This is a genomic window from Temperatibacter marinus (assembly GCF_031598375.1).
Taxonomy (GTDB): domain Bacteria; phylum Pseudomonadota; class Alphaproteobacteria; order Sphingomonadales; family Kordiimonadaceae; genus Temperatibacter; species Temperatibacter marinus.
On sequence record NZ_CP123872.1, the window covers coordinates 722550 to 740556 of the forward strand.

General features: G+C 44.4%; 19 protein-coding genes. 16 read left to right on the forward strand and 3 right to left on the reverse strand.

Translation table 11 applies throughout. The features are described from left to right. The first annotated feature begins 24 nt into the window (after positions 1–24). Positions 25–1146 carry a tetratricopeptide repeat protein gene (locus QGN29_RS03285; protein ID WP_310799245.1) on the forward strand — a complete coding sequence of 374 codons (1122 nt, stop codon included), beginning with the start codon at positions 25–27 and terminating at the stop codon, positions 1144–1146. Positions 1147–1148: 2 nt separating this feature from the next. On the opposite strand, the gene QGN29_RS03290 is transcribed toward QGN29_RS03285, so the two are convergent. Next, entirely contained in the window at positions 1149–1859 is a 711-nt protein-coding gene (locus QGN29_RS03290) for a DUF1223 domain-containing protein (RefSeq protein ID WP_310799246.1), read from the reverse strand. 147 nt (positions 1860–2006) lie between these two features. On the opposite strand from QGN29_RS03290, the gene QGN29_RS03295 reads away from it, so the two are divergent. From QGN29_RS03295 to ccoS, 12 genes are all read left to right on the forward strand, one after another. Further along, entirely contained in the window at positions 2007–2534 is a 528-nt protein-coding gene (locus tag QGN29_RS03295; RefSeq protein ID WP_310799247.1) for a L,D-transpeptidase family protein, read from the forward strand. 173 nt (positions 2535–2707) lie between these two features. Then, positions 2708–3025: a hypothetical protein gene (locus QGN29_RS03300; RefSeq protein ID WP_310799248.1), complete on the forward strand. Its 318-nt coding sequence runs from the start codon at positions 2708–2710 to the stop codon at positions 3023–3025. Between the two features lie 19 nt (positions 3026–3044). Further along, positions 3045–4586 (forward strand): methyl-accepting chemotaxis protein, encoded by a 1542-nt coding sequence (locus QGN29_RS03305; protein ID WP_310799249.1) that lies wholly within the window; start codon positions 3045–3047, stop codon positions 4584–4586. A gap of 185 nt (positions 4587–4771) precedes the next feature. Next, positions 4772–5509 carry a sulfite exporter TauE/SafE family protein gene (locus QGN29_RS03310; RefSeq protein ID WP_310799250.1) on the forward strand — a complete coding sequence of 246 codons (738 nt, stop codon included), beginning with the start codon at positions 4772–4774 and terminating at the stop codon, positions 5507–5509. A gap of 30 nt (positions 5510–5539) precedes the next feature. Next, positions 5540–6970, forward strand: coding sequence for a cytochrome-c oxidase, cbb3-type subunit I (gene ccoN / locus QGN29_RS03315; protein ID WP_310799251.1), 1431 nt, complete (start codon positions 5540–5542; stop codon positions 6968–6970). Further along, complete coding sequence (ccoO, locus tag QGN29_RS03320) at positions 6960–7703, forward strand: cytochrome-c oxidase, cbb3-type subunit II (RefSeq protein ID WP_310799252.1); 744 nt, start codon at positions 6960–6962, stop codon at positions 7701–7703. The genes ccoN and ccoO overlap by 11 nt, the downstream gene beginning before the upstream one ends. Further along, positions 7700–7846, forward strand: coding sequence for a cbb3-type cytochrome c oxidase subunit 3 (locus QGN29_RS03325; RefSeq protein WP_310799253.1), 147 nt, complete (start codon positions 7700–7702; stop codon positions 7844–7846). Before ccoO ends, QGN29_RS03325 begins: the two co-directional genes overlap by 4 nt. A gap of 4 nt (positions 7847–7850) precedes the next feature. Next, positions 7851–8705, forward strand: coding sequence for a cytochrome-c oxidase, cbb3-type subunit III (gene ccoP, locus QGN29_RS03330; RefSeq protein WP_310799254.1), 855 nt, complete (start codon positions 7851–7853; stop codon positions 8703–8705). An 89-nt stretch (positions 8706–8794) separates the two neighbouring features. After that, a complete protein-coding gene (gene ccoG, locus QGN29_RS03335; RefSeq protein ID WP_310799255.1) occupies positions 8795–10249 on the forward strand; it encodes a cytochrome c oxidase accessory protein CcoG in 1455 nt (484 codons plus the stop codon). Then, the gene (locus QGN29_RS03340; RefSeq protein WP_310799256.1) at positions 10239–10739 is read left to right on the forward strand and encodes a FixH family protein; all 501 of its coding nucleotides are present in this window, start codon (positions 10239–10241) and stop codon (positions 10737–10739) included. Before ccoG ends, QGN29_RS03340 begins: the two co-directional genes overlap by 11 nt. Beyond that, the gene (locus tag QGN29_RS03345; protein WP_310799257.1) at positions 10691–13021 is read left to right on the forward strand and encodes a copper-translocating P-type ATPase; all 2331 of its coding nucleotides are present in this window, start codon (positions 10691–10693) and stop codon (positions 13019–13021) included. The genes QGN29_RS03340 and QGN29_RS03345 overlap by 49 nt, the downstream gene beginning before the upstream one ends. Positions 13022–13029: 8 nt before the next feature. Continuing rightward, the gene (gene ccoS, locus QGN29_RS03350; RefSeq protein ID WP_310799258.1) at positions 13030–13179 is read left to right on the forward strand and encodes a cbb3-type cytochrome oxidase assembly protein CcoS; all 150 of its coding nucleotides are present in this window, start codon (positions 13030–13032) and stop codon (positions 13177–13179) included. A gap of 42 nt (positions 13180–13221) precedes the next feature. Here the strand turns inward: ccoS and QGN29_RS03355 are convergent, their stop codons facing one another. Further along, a complete protein-coding gene (locus tag QGN29_RS03355; protein ID WP_310799259.1) occupies positions 13222–14280 on the reverse strand; it encodes an ATP-grasp domain-containing protein in 1059 nt (352 codons plus the stop codon). Positions 14281–14515: 235 nt separating this feature from the next. Between QGN29_RS03355 and QGN29_RS03360 the strand changes: the two genes are divergently transcribed. The 3 genes from QGN29_RS03360 to QGN29_RS03370 all read left to right on the forward strand — a co-directional run bounded on the left by QGN29_RS03360 (position 14516) and on the right by QGN29_RS03370 (position 16836). Continuing rightward, positions 14516–15343, forward strand: coding sequence for an NTP transferase domain-containing protein (locus QGN29_RS03360; protein WP_310799260.1), 828 nt, complete (start codon positions 14516–14518; stop codon positions 15341–15343). Positions 15344–15362: 19 nt separating this feature from the next. Then, complete coding sequence (pip, locus tag QGN29_RS03365; RefSeq protein ID WP_310799261.1) at positions 15363–16325, forward strand: prolyl aminopeptidase; 963 nt, start codon at positions 15363–15365, stop codon at positions 16323–16325. 64 nt (positions 16326–16389) lie between these two features. After that, positions 16390–16836, forward strand: a complete 447-nt coding sequence (locus QGN29_RS03370) for a copper chaperone PCu(A)C (protein ID WP_310799262.1) — start codon at positions 16390–16392, stop codon at positions 16834–16836. On the opposite strand, the gene hemH is transcribed toward QGN29_RS03370, so the two are convergent. After that, positions 16837–17871 carry a ferrochelatase gene (gene hemH / locus QGN29_RS03375; RefSeq protein WP_310799263.1) on the reverse strand — a complete coding sequence of 345 codons (1035 nt, stop codon included), beginning with the start codon at positions 17869–17871 and terminating at the stop codon, positions 16837–16839. Between the last annotated feature and the right edge of the window lie 136 nt (positions 17872–18007).

Genomic DNA, 18007 nt, shown 5'->3' on the forward strand with positions numbered 1-18007 from the left:
TAAAGCTGAGAAAATGAGGATACAATGAAGCATAGTAGAGCAAACCAAGAAAATGGGCATAAAATCCCCTCTCTTTTGAACCCTATTCCATTCATAGGCCTGTTCCTCATCGTGCTCTGTATAAATAGCTTTGTGCTGTCTGCTCAAGAAAACCAAGAAGTCGAAAATCCTGAAAGCGATTCTTCAAAGGCAACGAGCGAAGAAATAACAGCTGGACAAATATATGGTCAGATGAGAGGTGCACGCCGTGAAAATTTCAACGGATTGCAAAGAGCCCTTGATGACATCCAAAGACAGAACTTTAGCCGCGGCTATGCGACCCTTGAACAGCTGGGAAAAGATGGCAGTGCAGAAGCCTATTTTCATTTAGGTGAGATCGAACGGCTTGGTATCTTAGAGAGCGGCGTCAATTTTGAAAAAGCTGTCGGCCACTATAGAAGCGCAGCTGCGCTTGGGCATAGTCGAGCCGGCCTCACCTTAGCCAATATGCTATACTTTGATAAAGGTACAAATCCTGCCGGTAGAATATTAAGCCGAAGCAGTGTGCTGAATGCAATCGCTTCATGGCAACAACTTGCAATCGAAGATCAAGAAGAAGCCCTCTATATGCTGGGTTTGCTCTATTGGAACGGAGATGCTCTTTTACAGCAAGATCCAATTCGAGGCTATGGACTCATTTGGCAAGCCGCGGGAAAAGGTTACAGAAATGCTATCAAAGCTGAGGCACAAATGATTGACGAACTTTCTTTTGACGCTCGTGAAGCTGGGCGTGAATATGCAAGAAAACTCACTGAATACGGCTTCAGCGAAGATATTCTTAGAATAGATCTTGTTTTTAACAGCATTGCTCCTTCAAGCAACAAAAGAAGTTTGCCTCTATCCTGGAATTATGTGTGGCGACTTGAACTCGGCATTGCACTTCAAAAGAGTGACGTTGAAGATTTAATAAAAATCATTGAAAAAGATTACAGCCAAATCGCAAATATTCTTCAATATGAGATTGTCCCTTCAGCCATTCGTCCCACCCGGCATCAATTGGTTATGGGTCCGATGGAAAGCATGACAGAAGCGGTACGCTATTGCATGCGGTTCAAAAAGAATGGCATTGACTGTTATGCTATGGCCCCTGAAACAATTTCAGAATAATCTCACTCAGAAGGGATTTTTCCTGCAGAGGCACCTAAGACTACACCTTGTCCGTAGCGTTTATGAACAAGCACGGCTATGTGAGTCACTTCTGACTCTGGTTTAATCAACGGCATGGAAAGTGAGATTGGCTCCCCAGTCCAGTCTTTAATTACATCTGCTTGTCTCACTACATGTGTATAGTGTAGCGTCCGCCCATTATTTTCCCCGCCTCTAACAGCAACTGACGCTTTTTCTATAAAATAGACCAACCGAATTTGCGCCCCATCTTCAAGGGCTGCTTTAGGTAAATTTATAGTCACGTTATCTTTTGAGATCACCAGCTTAGGGTTAAGTGTCAAACGTGCCCTGCCCTTTGCTTTTTGAAGAGCGGCAGTAACCATTGACTTGTCAGAGCCCTTGGCCTCATATATTCCATTGAAGATCATTTGCGGTGTATAAACACCCGACATCCCAATGCGCTTATTATAGGCTGATTGGCGCATAGAATGTTCTGACCGAGCAAAAGTATCTTCCCAGCCTAAGCGATCCCAGTAATCAATTGGCCACGATAAAACCATAACACCGTCAGTTCCCTTTAAGCTTCGTAACATAGCATCAGCGGGCGGACAGCTTGGACATCCTTGTGAGGTGAATAACTCAACAAGAACAGTCGGTGTTTCCTCTGAAATGAGGAAGTTTTTAGCCGCTATATTTGATGCTGCGGATGACACGGAAGATGTCCCCAAAAGTGCGACCCCCAGCAAAGAAATCAGAAATTTTATCATGGTTAACATATACCTTCGGTCCTCTATGAACACCAATCACCTTGTTGTGAACACAGTCTTGCATTCTCTCAAAGGCCAGACTAAACTTTGAAGATGACACATTGGACGGTAACACAAAGCATTGAAAATCCAACAACAGCGTTGATGGAAGGGCCTCTTTTTAAAGCAAAGTGTAGCAGCGGAAAAAAAGGATTTATTCCTCATCTTGACGGGAAAGAGGGCGACCAGATGACGCCCGCCGGCACTTACACGGTGAGACAAGTTTTCTATCGCCCAGACCGCATAAGTCACCCTCATACAAAAGTTAAAATCGATCCCCTCTCCCCGGATCTTGGGTGGTGCGATGATCCGCATCACAAATTCTATAATAAATTGGTGCGCTTGCCCTTCTCATCCAGTCACGAAAAACTTTGGCGTGAAGATCATGTCTACGATATTATTGTAGTGATTAGCCATAACGATGATCCCGTAGTCCCTTTTGCAGGCAGCGCTGTTTTTATGCACCTCGCCCGGGACGATTTCTCCCCTACAGAAGGATGTATCGCCATGCGATTGGATTCCATGCTTAAGTTTTTGAGCATGGTCTCAGTTGAAGATCCCCTTCATTTTATTGCTTCATAGTGCAGCATAATTGCATTCTAAGAATATTATTTCATGTGAAGTCAGTATGCGATCTAATCGTTTACAAGCAGCTCTTTTCAATAAGATAATCTAAAATAGAGTATAAGTCGTATACTGTATGGGAGAGAAATAATGGGGGCCTCTTTGTCAAATGTGAATAAAGGAAGATACTGATGAAAGCTTTTCTGTGGGGGTTTTCAGGCATTACAGCACTAGTGTTACTTCACTTGTGGCCAACGCAAGAAGATGTTTGGCTTGTTCATTTTCCTGAAACTTCAAGCCAATCTGTAAATATCGCATCTCTTTTAACCATGGAAGGGACGATTATTAATGCCCAAACAGCGCATCGCTATCTCTTCAAGCCTTCTCGTTTAGATAACTGGTTAGATCTCTATAAACTCGGGGCAGTTTTAGTGATCAATGCAGAAGGAGCAAGTGGTTGTTCTAGCCCGCGATCGGAAAACGAATTTGTTAACTCTTTGAACTATTAATGCTCTAAAGGAAAAAACTATGAATATGCTTCAAGATATTCGCGAGAGCTTCGGAAATTTACTTGGCTACGCCCTCCTTCTTCACATTGTATTTGTGGCCATCGCGGGTCTCTCCGCAGGCAACCCCATCTTGGGTCCCTTAATCATTTCTGTGATCATAGCAGGCGTTCCCTTTTATATCTTGAAAGCCCAAGGGCCAAACGCCCTTTACCGACAACTTTCTAGTGTCTCTTTGGTGCTCTTTGCGGCTCTTCTTGTGTATGAATTTCGGGGTCATCCTTACCAAATTGACATGCATATGTATTTCTTTGCAGTATTAGCAGCTGTTGCGGCTTTCTGCGATTTCAGAGTCATTATCCTATCCGCAGGGGTTGTGGCTGCACATCATATCATTCTATATTTTGCTGTACCTACTTGGGTCTTCCCTTCAGAGTCCAGTTTTTGGCGTGTTCTTATGCATGCCCTGATTGTTATCTTAGAAATTCCCAGCCTCATCTGGCTAGCCATGAAATTAGAAGGGACTTTTGCAACAGTTAAAGAGGCCCAAGACGCCGCAAGCGCAGAAGCTGAGAAAGCACAATTAGCGGCTTCAGAAGCGCAAGCTCTCAAAGCCCAAGCGGAAAACGCCTTAGCTGAAGTAGAAGAAAAGTCTGATGAAAATTCTCGCCTTGCTCAATTGGCTGAAGAAGAACGAGAAAAAGCTGCTGCCTTAGCGATACAAACTCGCGAAGAAATTACAAATGAGTTCCAGTCAACTATTATGAGTGTCCTTGACACCATGGGCAGTTCTATTCGATCTATCGAGAATAACAGTCAAAACCTACAAGAAACCACCAACACTGCTGATCTTAAATTGTCAGCCGTTTCAGGCGCAACCGGTAGTATGAGCGATAATGTCAATACAGTCGCCAGCAGTATTGAAGAAATGTCTGCAACAGCTCAAGAGATCGCACAACAAGTTAATAGAACTGCGCAGGTTGCAGATCAAGCGGCTAATGCGACGCTTAAAGGAAAAGAAGCAATTGAAGAACTTTCAAGGCGGTCCACAGAAATTAGCACTGTTATTCAAATGATTAATGACATTGCGGATCAGACAAACCTGCTGGCTCTCAATGCGACAATTGAGGCAGCCCGCGCTGGAGACGCTGGCAAAGGATTTGCAGTCGTCGCCAATGAAGTGAAAAACTTAGCGAACCAATCACAAAGTGCGACTGAGGAAATAGAAAAATTAATCAACGCCATCACAAAAGCCAGTGAAGATGCTGCAAAACAAAATGAGGAAATTGTACAAGTCATTGCTGAAGTGAAGCAAAATTCAACGGGCATTTCTGCCGCTGTCGAAGAGCAATCTGCCACAACTGCAGAGACATCAAGGGCTGCACAAGCCACATCTCAGGAAACTCAATCTGTCTCCCATACCACAGACGAACTCGCTGGTGTCGTCGAGCAAGTCCGCATTGCTTCCAACGAGACTGCCACAGCCGTGAATGAGATTAATCAAAATACAAATCAACTGCGTACGCAAGCGGACGAATTTGTTGCGCGCTTAGCTTCCATGTAAGTTCTGGTCATTAAATAACTTATGAAAACCCTGCTGTTTGCAGGGTTTTTTTTGGACTGCCCCATTAAGAGCAGCCCGGTTTCTCAAATTAAGAGTAAGACACAAATTTAGGTTTTGACAAAAGTCAAATACGACCTCTTAAACTAAGGTTAATAGTCCCTTATCGCAACAATGAGATTCGATCAATGGACTATTTATTAACACAGGGATATGACTTAGATGGACGCTTTATGCCCCTCCTCTTGGTCTTGTTTATGGCAGGCCTGCTTGGCAGTGCGTCCCATTGTGCAGGAATGTGTGGCCCTTTCATTATGGGCCAAACTGCTACTCACACTGAGGCCCCTGAAAATGACTCTCTTTCTTGGCTAACAGTAAGCCGGATGGTCATTTCCAGTCTGCCCTATCATCTCGGCCGCATGACAGCCTATTGCCTTCTTGCAATGCTCGCTGCGAGTTTAGGAACAGCGCTCATTAAATCTGCAGGCCATAAAATGATCATCGCTAGTTTTTTATCAGTGGCTGGCGTTCTGTTTATTTTGAGCGCAATACCCAGCACCAAATCACCTCTCTCTTTTCTCAGATTACCCGTCAGCTATACGGCGTGGATTGCAAATATTGCCCGCCCTTTCAGTCGGCAACAAACTGGCTTTCAACGCTTCATGTATGGATATTTCCTTGGCTTTTTACCTTGCGGATTTCTCTATGCAGCTTTGTTGGTGGCCGCTAGCACTGGCTCTGCGATCTATGCCCTTGTCGGTATGATAGCCTTTACCCTTGGCACCATGCCTATTCTCATCACTCTCGCTCTGGGAGGGCGGTTTCTCTATCGACACTGGCCTTTGACTGTCCGTGTCGCTGCAAAGGGCTGCATGGCCTTTAATGGCATCTCACTTTTCACCATTGCGGGCCGGATGCTCGCATAAGTCAACATGGCCCAAAACAGGAATGGATCAATGACAGATACAAGAACATACAACAATGACGTGGTTAAAAAATTCACCATCGCTTCGGTTTTTTGGGGCATGGCTGGCTTTTTAGTTGGCTTACTCATTGCCCTTCAAATGGCTTTCCCAGAATTAAATTTCGGTGAATATTTCACATTTGGTCGCTTGCGTCCCTTGCATACATCCGCAGTAATTTTTGCGTTTGGGGGAAATGTACTTTTTGCGACAAGTTATTATTCTGTGCAACGGACCTGCCGGACCCGGCTTTGGGGTGACGGCTGGGCGACCTTCACTTTCTGGGGCTATCAGATCTTTATTGTTCTCGCGGCACTAGGTTATTTAACCGGTGTTACACAGGGGAAAGAATATGCTGAACCTGAGTGGTATGCTGATCTCTGGTTAACAATAGTCTGGGTCGCCTATCTGATTGTTTTCTTAATGACTTTGCGCAATCGTAAAGAGCCCCACATTTATGTGGCAAATTGGTTTTTCTTATCCTTCATTGTAACAGTTGCAATCCTCCACTTAATTAATAACGCTTCAATTCCAGTGAGTTGGACAAAATCTTATCCACTGTGGGGCGGTGTTCAATCTGCAATGATACAGTGGTGGTATGGCCATAATGCCGTTGGGTTTTTCCTCACAGCTGGCTTCCTTGGTATGATGTATTATTTTGTGCCAAAAAGAGCGAATAGACCTGTCTATTCATACCGCCTATCAATCCTACACTTTTGGTCCCTAATTTTTATTTATATCTGGGCGGGCCCTCACCACTTACAGTATACAGCGCTTCCTGACTGGGCGCAGACATTAGGAGCGACCTTCTCAATTATGCTCTGGATGCCATCTTGGGGGGGAATGATTAATGGGATGATGACTCTTTCAGGGGCTTGGCATAAATTGAGAGAAGATCCTGTTTTAAAGTTTATGATTGTCTCTCTTGCTTTCTATGGAATGAGCACTTTCGAGGGACCCCTTATGTCAATCAAAACAGTGAATGCTTTGTCACACTACACTGATTGGACAATTGGCCATGTACACTCTGGCGCTTTAGGATGGGTTGCCTTCATCAGTTTTGGTTGCCTTTATTTTATGGTTCCAAAACTATGGGGAAAAGAAGAATTATACTCCTTGAAGCTGGTGAATACTCACCTATGGGTTTCTACTGTAGGAATCGTCTTATACATCACCGCCATGTGGGTTTCAGGCATTATGCAAGGTCTTATGTGGCGTGCATATGATTCCCTTGGTTTCTTAGAATATAGTTTTGTCGAGACAGTCCAAGCCATGCATCCTTACTATATCATCCGCGCAATGGGCGGTGCTCTCTTCGTGGCTGGCGGATGCATCATGGTTTACAACATCTACAAAACAATCACAGCTATGCCTGATCAGCAGGCGCAATTGACAAATGATGAGGAGATGGCTCATGCTTCATAAACACGGAGTAATTGAACGCAACTCAATCCTGATGCTGGTCCTCACAGTGGTCATGATCAGTATCGGCGGTATTGTGGAAATCCTTCCTCTCTTCCGCATTGAAACTACCATAGAACCTGTCAAAGGTATTCGCCCGTATACGCCTCTGGAATTGGCGGGGTACAATATTTATCTCAAAGAAGGTTGTTATAACTGTCACTCTCAACAAATTCGACCTCTGCGCGATGAGGTTGAGCGGTACGGTCATTACTCTCTCGCCGCTGAAAGTATGTATGATTACCCATTCCAGTGGGGAAGTAAAAGAACAGGCCCTGATCTCGCGCGTGTTGGAGGTAAATATTCTGATGAATGGCACGTAGACCATATGATCAAACCACAAAATCTTGTCCCTGCGTCCATCATGCCCCCGTATCCGCATTTGGCAAATAATGTGATTAACTTTGAAGATATTCATGTGCATATGAAAGCATTGAAGCGCATCGGTGTGCCCTATACAGAAGAGATGATTGAAAATGCACGATTTGACGCACTGGCTCAAGCATTGCCAGCGGATTCTCATGATAGCCAAGAAGGCTTAGTGGCACGCTATAAAAAGGTGAATGTTGGTAACTTTGATGGTCAACCCATGATCACTGAAATGGATGCTCTCATTGCTTATTTACAAGTTCTAGGCACCATGGCTGAGCTAAAAGACTATAAAGCCGAAAGCCTAAAGAAGGGAGCCAGAAAATGATTGACTTCCTCACAGATAATTCTGGCACAGTCGGACTACTGTTTTTCTTTTCAGTCTTCTGCATGATTGCCCTTCGTTCCTTTCGACCTTCTGTCAAAGAAGAAATCGAATCTCACAAAAACATTCCGCTGATGGAGGACTAATCCCATGGCTGATAAAATTGAACGCGACGACCATTCTGGTGTTGAAACAACAGGTCACGAATGGGACGGCATTAAAGAATTGAACAATCCAGCCCCGCGTTGGTGGTTAATGGTTTGGCTCGTAACCACAATTTGGGCAATTGGTTACTGGGTCGTTTACCCTGCTTGGCCCACACTTTCTGGCGAGGGTGAGCGCGGCGGCACAGTAGGAAATAGTGGCTGGACACAATATACTCAATTAGAAGAAAGTCAGGCTGAAATCCTGCAGCAACGCGCAAAATATCTGAGTGATTTTGAGAAAGCCTCTTATAGTGAAATCACGAAGAATGAAGCTCTTTATGCCTTTGGCCTGGCTGGAGGGGCATCTGCTTTTAAGGACAATTGTGCAACGTGTCACGGTACCGGCGGGGCTGGAGCACCAGGCTATCCTAACTTGAATGACGATGACTGGATTTGGGGAGGATCGCTTGACGATATTGAAATGACCATTGCCTATGGCATCCGCGCAGACCATGAGGAAACGCGCTATAACGAAATGCCGCCATTCGATGAGATGCTGGATCAAAATACCATTGAAATGATTACAGACTTCATCTTATCGGACCAGCCTGCTGGTGCCCCTGCCTATGCAGATAACTGTGCCTCGTGTCACGGTGATACTGGTCGAGGTAGTCAAGAGATGGGCGGTCCTAACCTGAAGGACGTTATCTGGCTTTATGCGGGCACTCGCGCCGACATAATTGCCCAAATCAAACGCCCAAAGCACGGTATGATGCCTGCTTGGCACTCTCGTTTAGACAAGCAAACCATTCGTCAGCTTTCGCTTTATGTTCATTCTCTAGGCGGCGGTGAAATGTAACTCAGGACGCCCGACTACTTGATGGGGGTCAAGGCCCCCTTCATCTAATCAGCATAATCTGACATCAATTGATAAAAGGGAATCATACAATGTCTGATCAGCATGAAAAGCCTGTACTTAGTACAGACCAGCCCCTTCAGCTGTTTGAAAAGCAAAAACGGATTTTTCCTAAACGGGTCTGGGGAAAGTTTCGAAAACTTAAATGGCTCGCTATGCTTATTACGTTAAGTATCTATTATCTGGCTCCATTTCTCAGATACAATCGCGGCCCAAATGCTCCAGATCAGGCAATCCTGATTGATTTGGCTGATAGCCGTGCTTATTTTTTCTTCATCGAGATATGGCCTCAAGAAGTATACTTTCTGACAGGGATTTTAATTGTCGCAGCCATCGGATTGTTTTTCTTAACCAGTCTCTTTGGACGCGTTTGGTGTGGTTACCTCTGTTTCCAAACCGTTTGGACTGACCTTTTCGTCTGGGTCGAGCGCTTTGTTCAAGGCGACAGAAATGCTAGATTAAAACTCGCCAAATCAAAATGGTCCCTAGAAAAAGCTAGAAAATATCTGACCACTCATGCCCTATGGCTTCTAATCAGCCTCGGTACAGGTGGAGCTTGGGTTTTTTACTTTAATGATGCCTATGTTCTATTGGATCAGATCTTCCATTTAGACGTAGAACCCTCCGTTATGGGTTGGATCATAGCCTTGACATTGTCGACCTATTTAATGGCAGGTTTTGCGCGCGAGCAAGTCTGTACATATATGTGTCCTTATGCACGATTCCAATCGGCGATGTTTGACCAAGACAGTTTGGTTATTGGCTACGACGACCGTCGCGGCGAAACCCGCGGTAAATTAAAAAAGGGCCAAGATCTCACGAAACGCGGACATTGTGTCGATTGCACAGCTTGTGTTCAGGTGTGCCCCATGGGCATCGATATTCGGGATGGTTTGCAAATGGAATGCATTGCCTGCGGTCTCTGTGTAGATGCATGTAATTCTGTGATGGATAAATTATCCTTACCCCATGGCTTAATCCGCTATGACACAGACAGAGGCTTTAGAGAAGATCGCCCCAATGGGTCACCTCCCAGTGTTAAACCGCACTATCTGCGTTTGAGAACGCTATGGTATGTAGGAATTTTAGTCAGTGTTAGTGTCGGCATTCTTTATGGATTACTTACGCGCAGCCCCCTTGATCTCCATGTCATTCATGACCGTAATCCACTGTTTGTCACTCTTTCAGACGGGACAATCAGAAATGGCTACGACATCAAAATCTTAAACAAGACCCACCATGATAAAATGTATAAAGTGACCTTTGAGGGCGCTGATGGGATCACAACCAAAGTCCAAGGCGTTGGCAATTATTCTCTGATTGCCCTGCCTGTTTTTGCGGATAGCGTTGCCCATTTCAGGGTTTTTGTAATGGCCCCTGCTCAACAAAATCCCCGCACTCCAATCACTGTGACGTTAACAGATCCTTTCACAGGGCTCACAGATCACTATGAAACAATTTTCGTGAGTAAAAAATATGATGACTGAAGAAAAGATGACTTCTGAAAAAGGGATTAAAAAGCCTCTTTCTGGAAAACAATTTGCTTTTATGTTGATCGCATTCTTTCTGACCTTTGCTTCAGTTGATGCCTTCTTCATCTATTCTGCAGCGCGGACTCACACAGGATTAAAAGTAGAAAACGCTTACGAAAAAGGACTGGCCTATAATCAAGTTGTCGCAGAGGCTGAAGCTCAAAACCTTCTTGGATGGAACACTAAAATTGAATATTTTCATGGCGTTTTGCTTGCAACTATACAAGATAACAAGGGCAAGGCAATTTCTAATGCTGAAGTCCGAGCAGAGATTACACGCCCCTTAAGCGGGGACTATGATTTGTCCCTCTCGCTCGGGCAAAGGGGACAAGGCGGCTATGGAAAGAAATTAACCTTTCCTCTGCCTGGGCAATGGGACGTTAGGATTTATGTGAAATGGCAGAATACCTTATATCAAACTTCGACACGCCTGATAATTCAGTAGATCAAATGGGATCGGAATGTCTTCACTGCGGCGAGGCTTGCCCTGACGGTCGTGAGTATTGCTGTGAAGGCTGTCACTCAGCTCAGGTTATACTGAAAAATGAACCCTATGAAACGTCATTATCTCAATTTTCTGAAGCGTTAGAAGATGGTAGTTTTAAAGTAACCCTCTCTATCTCAGGTGTGCACTGTGCCAGTTGTATTCAAGCTATAGAAAAAAAGCTTCTTTCTCAGCGTCATATTCAGTCGGCTCGTGTGAATATGTCGACGGAGCGTCTGTCCTTTACCTGGCGAGGCGAGCAGCATTTAGGAGACACCTCCTGTCGGCAGATTGAAGCAATGGGCTATGCCCTTCGCCCGTTGGATCAAGTGGCACTATCAGGCGTAAAAAGTGAAGAAGAGAAGCTCCTGTTTAAGGCTATAGCTGCCTCTGGCTTTGCAGCTGGTAATATTATGCTCTTATCCGTAGGTCTTTGGACTTCCTCTAGTGATATTATGGGGCTTGCAGTCAGAGATTTTCTCCACTGGGTCTCTGCCCTTATTGCCCTGCCTGCAGTGGCATATGCAGGACAACCTTTCTTTAAGTCAGCATGGTCAGTGTTAAAGGAAGGCTATACAAATATGGATGTACCTATCTCGCTGGCCATTATTCTTGCTAGCTGCATGAGTATTTTTGAGACTATCAATCACGGCGAACATGTCTATTTTGATAGCGCCGTCATGCTTCTTTTCTTTCTTCTCATTGGGCGATATCTTGATGCAAGAGCACGAGGGAAAGCGAGGGAAAGTGCCGCAAATTTGCTCTCAAAATTAGTCGGTCAAGCACGCATCAAGGTTGGCAATTCTTTTGACATGATCCCCTTAGATCAAGTGATGCCAGAGATGATTGTTTATGTGAATGTAGGGGAAAATATCCCAACAGATGGAACAATTCTAAACGGGACAAGCGATATTGATATGTCCTTAATTACTGGAGAAAGTCTTCCTGTCTCAAGCCAAAAAGGCGATCGGGTTTATGCTGGAACAACCAATCTCAGTTCTTCCCTAGAGATTCAAGTCTCCAGCAAAAAAGAACAAAGCTTGCTAAATACCATTGTGAGCATGATGGAAACTGCTGAACAAGGGAATGCTCGTTTTGTTCGCTTAGCAGATCGTGCAGCGCGCTTCTATACACCTGCTGTTCACTCCCTAGCACTCGGAACTTTTCTCTTTTGGGTCCTCTTTACCACAATTCCTTGGCAGGTTGCTTTGCTTCATTCGGTTACAGTTTTGATCATCACATGCCCTTGTGCTTTGGGGCTTGCAGTTCCAGTTGTCCAAGTTCTTGCCAGCAGTTTATTGATGCGGCATGGCATTCTTCCAAAGTCCGGTGATGCTTTGGAAAAATTGGCCGAAATTGATACGGTGATATTTGATAAAACCGGCACGCTTACAAAGGGCATCCTCACTCTCCCTTCCCCGTCGCACCCTCAAGAAATAATGCAATTGGCCGCCAGTATGGCAGCACAGAGTAGTCACCCACTCTCTCGTGCTTTAGCTGCTCAATATGACGGCGAACTACTTCCTTTAACTGTTCAAGAAAAAGTTGGCAGCGGTCTTCAAGCTGAATGGGAGGGTAAACACTACCAACTGGGGAGCAGGCGCTGGCTTCATATCTCTAGCGACAGTGATTCTGAAGGGGCGGAACTCTGGCTAAAAGGCCCGGGCCTTGATCCCTATCGTTTTGTTTTTCAGGATGAATTGAAAACAGACAGTGCTGAGCTGATCACCTTTCTTCAAAAGACAGGGTTAACCGTCCATCTTCTCTCGGGAGACAGAAGTTCAGAGGTTCTGACTGTCGCAGAAAAAGTCGGTATACGAAGCTGGTACGCGGACATGAAACCCTCAGATAAAACACAGTTTGTAGAAAATCTTCAACAAGAGGGCCACAAAGTCCTTTTTGTTGGGGATGGCTTAAATGATGCACCTGCTCTTGCCGCAGCGCATGTCTCCATGTCACCGAGCACAGCAATCGACATCAGTCAGAACGCAGCCGACATCGTTTTTCAAGGCGTGATTCTATCCCCCCTGAAGACCGCATGGCTCACATCCAAACTATCGGCCCGCCTAATCAAGCAAAACTTTGGGTTAGCTATCCTTTATAATATGATTGCTGTCCCATTCGCGATTTTGGGCTATGTGACACCTATGATCGCAGCCATTGCTATGTCATCATCTTCGCTTGTGGTAATATCCAATAGTTTCAGGCTGCGGTTGGTCCGTGCAATTCAAGCAAATCGATAGGAACTATAGTGGATATTTTACTCATCTTAATCCCCTTAGCACTCATTCTTGGCCTTATCGGTTTTGCTGCTTTTATGTGGACTGTAAAAAATAACCAATATGACGATTTGGAAGGGGCGGCTCATCGAATTTTAATGGAGGACGAGAATGAGCCATAAAAAACCCCGCAAGTAGCGGGGTTCTATACACTGTCGCTTGCTTTACATTTGCCAGCGAATTTGTTCGCCGTTGCAAACCGCTTCAAACATGACACGTTGTCGCTCAACAGAATTTGCAAGGACACTTTCTACAATGTCTTGCTGACTAAAGCCCAACTCTTTGGCGGATTCTACTATTGCCCTGCCTTGTCCTAAATTACAGCTTAGATTAAATTCAAGAGCCCAGACTTTGCCATTTGGTTCAATCCGATAATCAAAACGGCCATAATCATAGGGCCAGATCATGGTGTTGCATTTTTTGGTATACTCTACGAGTTCCGGGAAGGCCTCTCTCTCTTTAAAGAGTTCAATGGAAGATCCCCCTTTAAAGCCACGCTTTTGCTCATATGTCACGATATTCAAATCATCCTGACTAGGATTGAGCATGGGATACAAAATCCAAGGGCGCCCGGCCCCAACTGATGGTACCGTTACATCCTCTCCAGGAACATATTCTTCCACAATAACATCATGATTATTGCGCAGTAATTCCTGCACAAACGGCCTGAGATCGTCCCAGTCTGTCCCGTGATTGATGCCCCAAGAGGCCGAACTGTTATTCGGTTTCACAACATAGCGGTCGGCTTCAAAACTTGGCGCAGGCGCTGATAAGTCACTGGTACGATAAATTTGCCAGCGCGGTGTTGGAATACCGAGTTGACCGTATAGTAGCTTCGTCAGATGTTTGTCATCTGCAAAACCCCGCATTGACGGCGGTGCGCCTAAATAGGGTGTAGAATGATATTCACTTAAACAAGAGGCGAGAATTTCACTGTTTCTAAATCCACCGCGATTAAAGAGAGTAAAGATAAAGTTACGATCTGATGCTTCATAGAGAGCTTCATAACTGTTTTGAACAGCAAGATCGTCAACCAAATTTTCTAGACAGTGTTTGATTTCGTCATGATAGAGCGAATGTATGCCATCATTTTTATCAAACTTCCCGCCAGCAAGGGCATGCTTCGCAAGAAATAATACTTTGAGACGCGCTTTATCCTCTTCCTTTAATCGAAGAGGCGCCCCTTCATCAAATAACATATGACCCAGGGAAATGCCTGACATAGGGATATCCTTTATTACTACTTCATCTACCCTTCATGCGAATTTGCATTAGAAGACAATTCGCGGGTTTATATATCATATTTTTTCTCAATGTGATGGATTTTTTGCCTTCACAAGAGTTTCTAAGCTTTTTTTATAGCAAAGTTGATTAATCATGCGGGATATATGTTGCACGACAGGCTGTCAAGCATTAGGAATAAACAAAATAAGAGAAAGAATAAGGATCATATCCCTTATGCCACAAAATAAATATACTGCCTTGGTGCTCGCTGCCCAGCGTCCAGGTATCGTTAATCCCCTTGCTGAACATTTTGGGGTGTCTCATAAATGCCTGATCAAGGTTAATGGATCATCTATGGTAGACCGTGTTTTGACTGTATTAGATCAGTCAGACAATGTCGGCCACATAGCCCTTATCCTTGAGGACTATGCCATCATTGAAAATCTTCCTGAAGTCAAAAGATTACAGGAAAGCGGCAAACTAACATATATTAAATCAGAACAGACGCTTTCTAGCAGTGTCCTTTCTGCCATTCGCACTCTAGGCACTGAGAAGATGCCCTACATGATTACAACCGCTGATAATTGCTTCCATACTGTCGATATTATCGACTATTTCATGAATGAAGTCAGAGACAAGAAAGCTGAAGCGGCTTGGGCAATGACGCCAGATCTTCTTGTCCAAGAGACCTATCCTGGCACCGGTAAGATTACGGGCCAGCACAAATTGATTGATGGGGTTTGGTCCAATTGTAATATCTATGCCATCTGTACTGAAGCGGCTTTGTCTTCTGTTGAGCTCTTTAAGGGTGGGGGGCAGTTTGGCAATAAAAAGAAAAGGCGGGCAATGCTACCCATGATAGGGGTCTGGGCCTTCTTCCTCTATAGATTTGGTCTGATTACCTTAAATGGCCTTGCTCGCAAAGCCAGTTCCATTTTTAAGATTAAAGCCCATGCAGTCAAAATGCCGTTTGCAGATGCTCCTATTGATGCAGATGATTTGGTCTCTTTTAATTTTATCGAAGATCATTTGATTGAGCGTGAAGGCAGTCATAGGGATTAGCCTTGACTGAGAGCTGTTTATGAAAAGAAATTTATACCCACCAATCGAGCCTTTTGCCGCCTCTCACCTGAGTGTTGGTGCGGGTCACGAGATTTATTTAGAGCAATCGGGTAACCGATACGGTATCCCAGTGGTATTTGTACATGGGGGACCAGGCGGCGGCACTTCGCCATTGCAACGTCGGTTTTTTGATCCTTCGAAATATCATATCATCCTCTTCGATCAGCGGGGGTGTGGTAAAAGCAGACCGCATGCAAGTCTAGAAAATAACACCTCTTGGGATTTAGTGGCTGATATGGAGGCTATTCGTCTCCACTTAAACATTGATCAGTGGATTGTGTTTGGCGGCTCATGGGGAAGCACTCTAGCTTTGCTTTATGCAGAGAAATATCCTGAAAAAATATTAAACTTGGTTCTGCGAGGGATCTTCCTTCTACGTCAAAAAGAGCTGGATTGGTTTTATGGCCCTGGATCAGGTAGTATCTTCCCAGAAGCATGGGATGAATTTCTCGCTCCTCTGTCCGAAGAAGAGCGTAAAATGCCTATCCAGTCCTATTATGACATCCTCACAGGCGATGATTTAGAGAGGCAATTAGAGGCCGCACAAGCTTGGTCTGTTTGGGAGTCTTCAACAGTCACTCTTGTTCAAGACCGCTTTCAAATTGAGCAAGCAAGGGATCCGTATTTTGCCTTGCCTTTTGCAAGAATTGAGGCTCACTATTTTGTTCATAAAGGTTGGCTTGAAGAGGATAATCAAATCCTAAGAGACACATATAAACTTAAGAACATCCCTACGACAATCGTCCAAGGTCGTTACGATGCAATTTGTCCTCCTGTCAGTGCCTATGAACTGAAGAAAGCGATGCCTTGGGCAAAATTAAAGATTGTAGATGTTGCTGGCCATTCAGCTTTTGAACCTGACATCCTTCACGAACTCATCAAATCGATGGATCAAATTGCCCAAGAAACGGATTGCTCATAAATCTACCGTGCATGGTTGAACACAGCCTGAGAAACCTATTCAATAAAAGTGAAAGTTACCAAGAATGAAATTCCTTATCACCCTTATGATGCTTATGAGTAGCTTTGCTAGCATGGCCCACGATGGCCATAAAGATTCTCTAGAAATCAGTAATGTCTGGGCTAGAGAGACCCTTGGTCGTACCATGAGTGCGGCCGCATATCTCACCATCAAGAATATCGGTCATCATGATGATCATCTTGTTTCGGTCTCCTCAAAAATTGCTGCAGTTACTGAAATCCATCTTTCAAAGATGGAGAATAATATGATGATGATGGCGCCTGTAGATGGCGGTCTTCCTCTCCCAAAAAAGAAAATACTTCGGCTTAAGCCCCAAAGCTATCATATCATGATGATGCGGTTGACCAAGCCATTGGCGAAAGGCGATGTTTTTCCCGTAACGCTGACTTTTAAAAAAGCAGGCGATGTCGAAATTTTTGTCGAAGTTCGTGGAATTGACGGTAAGAAATAATTAAATCCAGCCTTGGGCTTCTTTCTGAACAAGAGTTGAAATCATTTTCATTCCAGCTTCTGATGCATTTAAACATGGAATCATATGAAATTTCTCCCCCCCCTGCTCAAGAAAGATTTCCCGAAGTTCCATATTAATCTCTTCCAAAGTTTCCAAACAATCCGCACTAAAGGCAGGGGTTAAAACCACAAGTTTTTTCACGCCTTGTTGTGCCAGTTTAATGGTAAGAGCTTCCGTCTCTGGGCCGACCCATTCTTTTGGTCCAACACGGGATTGAAAACTAGTCAGCAAGAAATCGTCCTGCCATGCCATTTCTTTACTCAACAACCGAGATGTTTTAAAACAGTGGCAAGGGTAGGGATCTCCCTTATCCCAATACTCTTTAGGGATTGAATGATAAGAGGCTACTATATGATCTGGTTCAAAGTCTAATGTGCTTAGGGACTGCTTCACTGAGTCTGCTAAAGCTTTAATAAAGACAGGTTCTTCAAAATAAGCCGGTACTGTTCTTATGGCTGGTTGCCACCGCATCGTGCCAAGCACTCGAAAGACTTCATCATAACTACTGGCCGTGGTGCTGGCACTATATTGCGGATAGAGCGCAAAGCAAACGAGACGCTCAACGCCAGCTTTTCTCATCTCTTCCAATTTTGCCTCAATAGAAGGAGAGCCATACCGAAAGGCCCAATCAACCCTCACGGTGTCGCCGTATCGCTCTTGAAAGTCTTGTGCTAATTTCTCCCCTTGCTCACGGGTTATTGTCCGCAGAGGAGATTCATCCAGATCATAATCCCAAATCTTAGCATAAGCCTTTAAACTTTTAGGCACACGAAGGGTTAGCAATGGTCCGTTTAAAATTAACTTCCAAAGAAAGCGATTAGGAAATTCAACAACCCTTGGATCACCTAGAAATTCAGAAAGGTAAGATCGCAGTGATTTCTTCGTTAACTCAAGCGGTGTGCCAAGGGCAATGAGAAGCACACCGGTTTTTTTGCGGTGGACCTTTGGGTGGTCACTAGGCTTAAAATCACTCATTAAACTTCCTATTCTTATTCGAAATTATTCCTGCTATTTACGCATCCGAAACACTGTTGGATTTTCTTCAAATTTTAATTATGCGCACCTCTTACACAAAGGGATTTAGCTAGAATGTCATACACAGCATGCATTG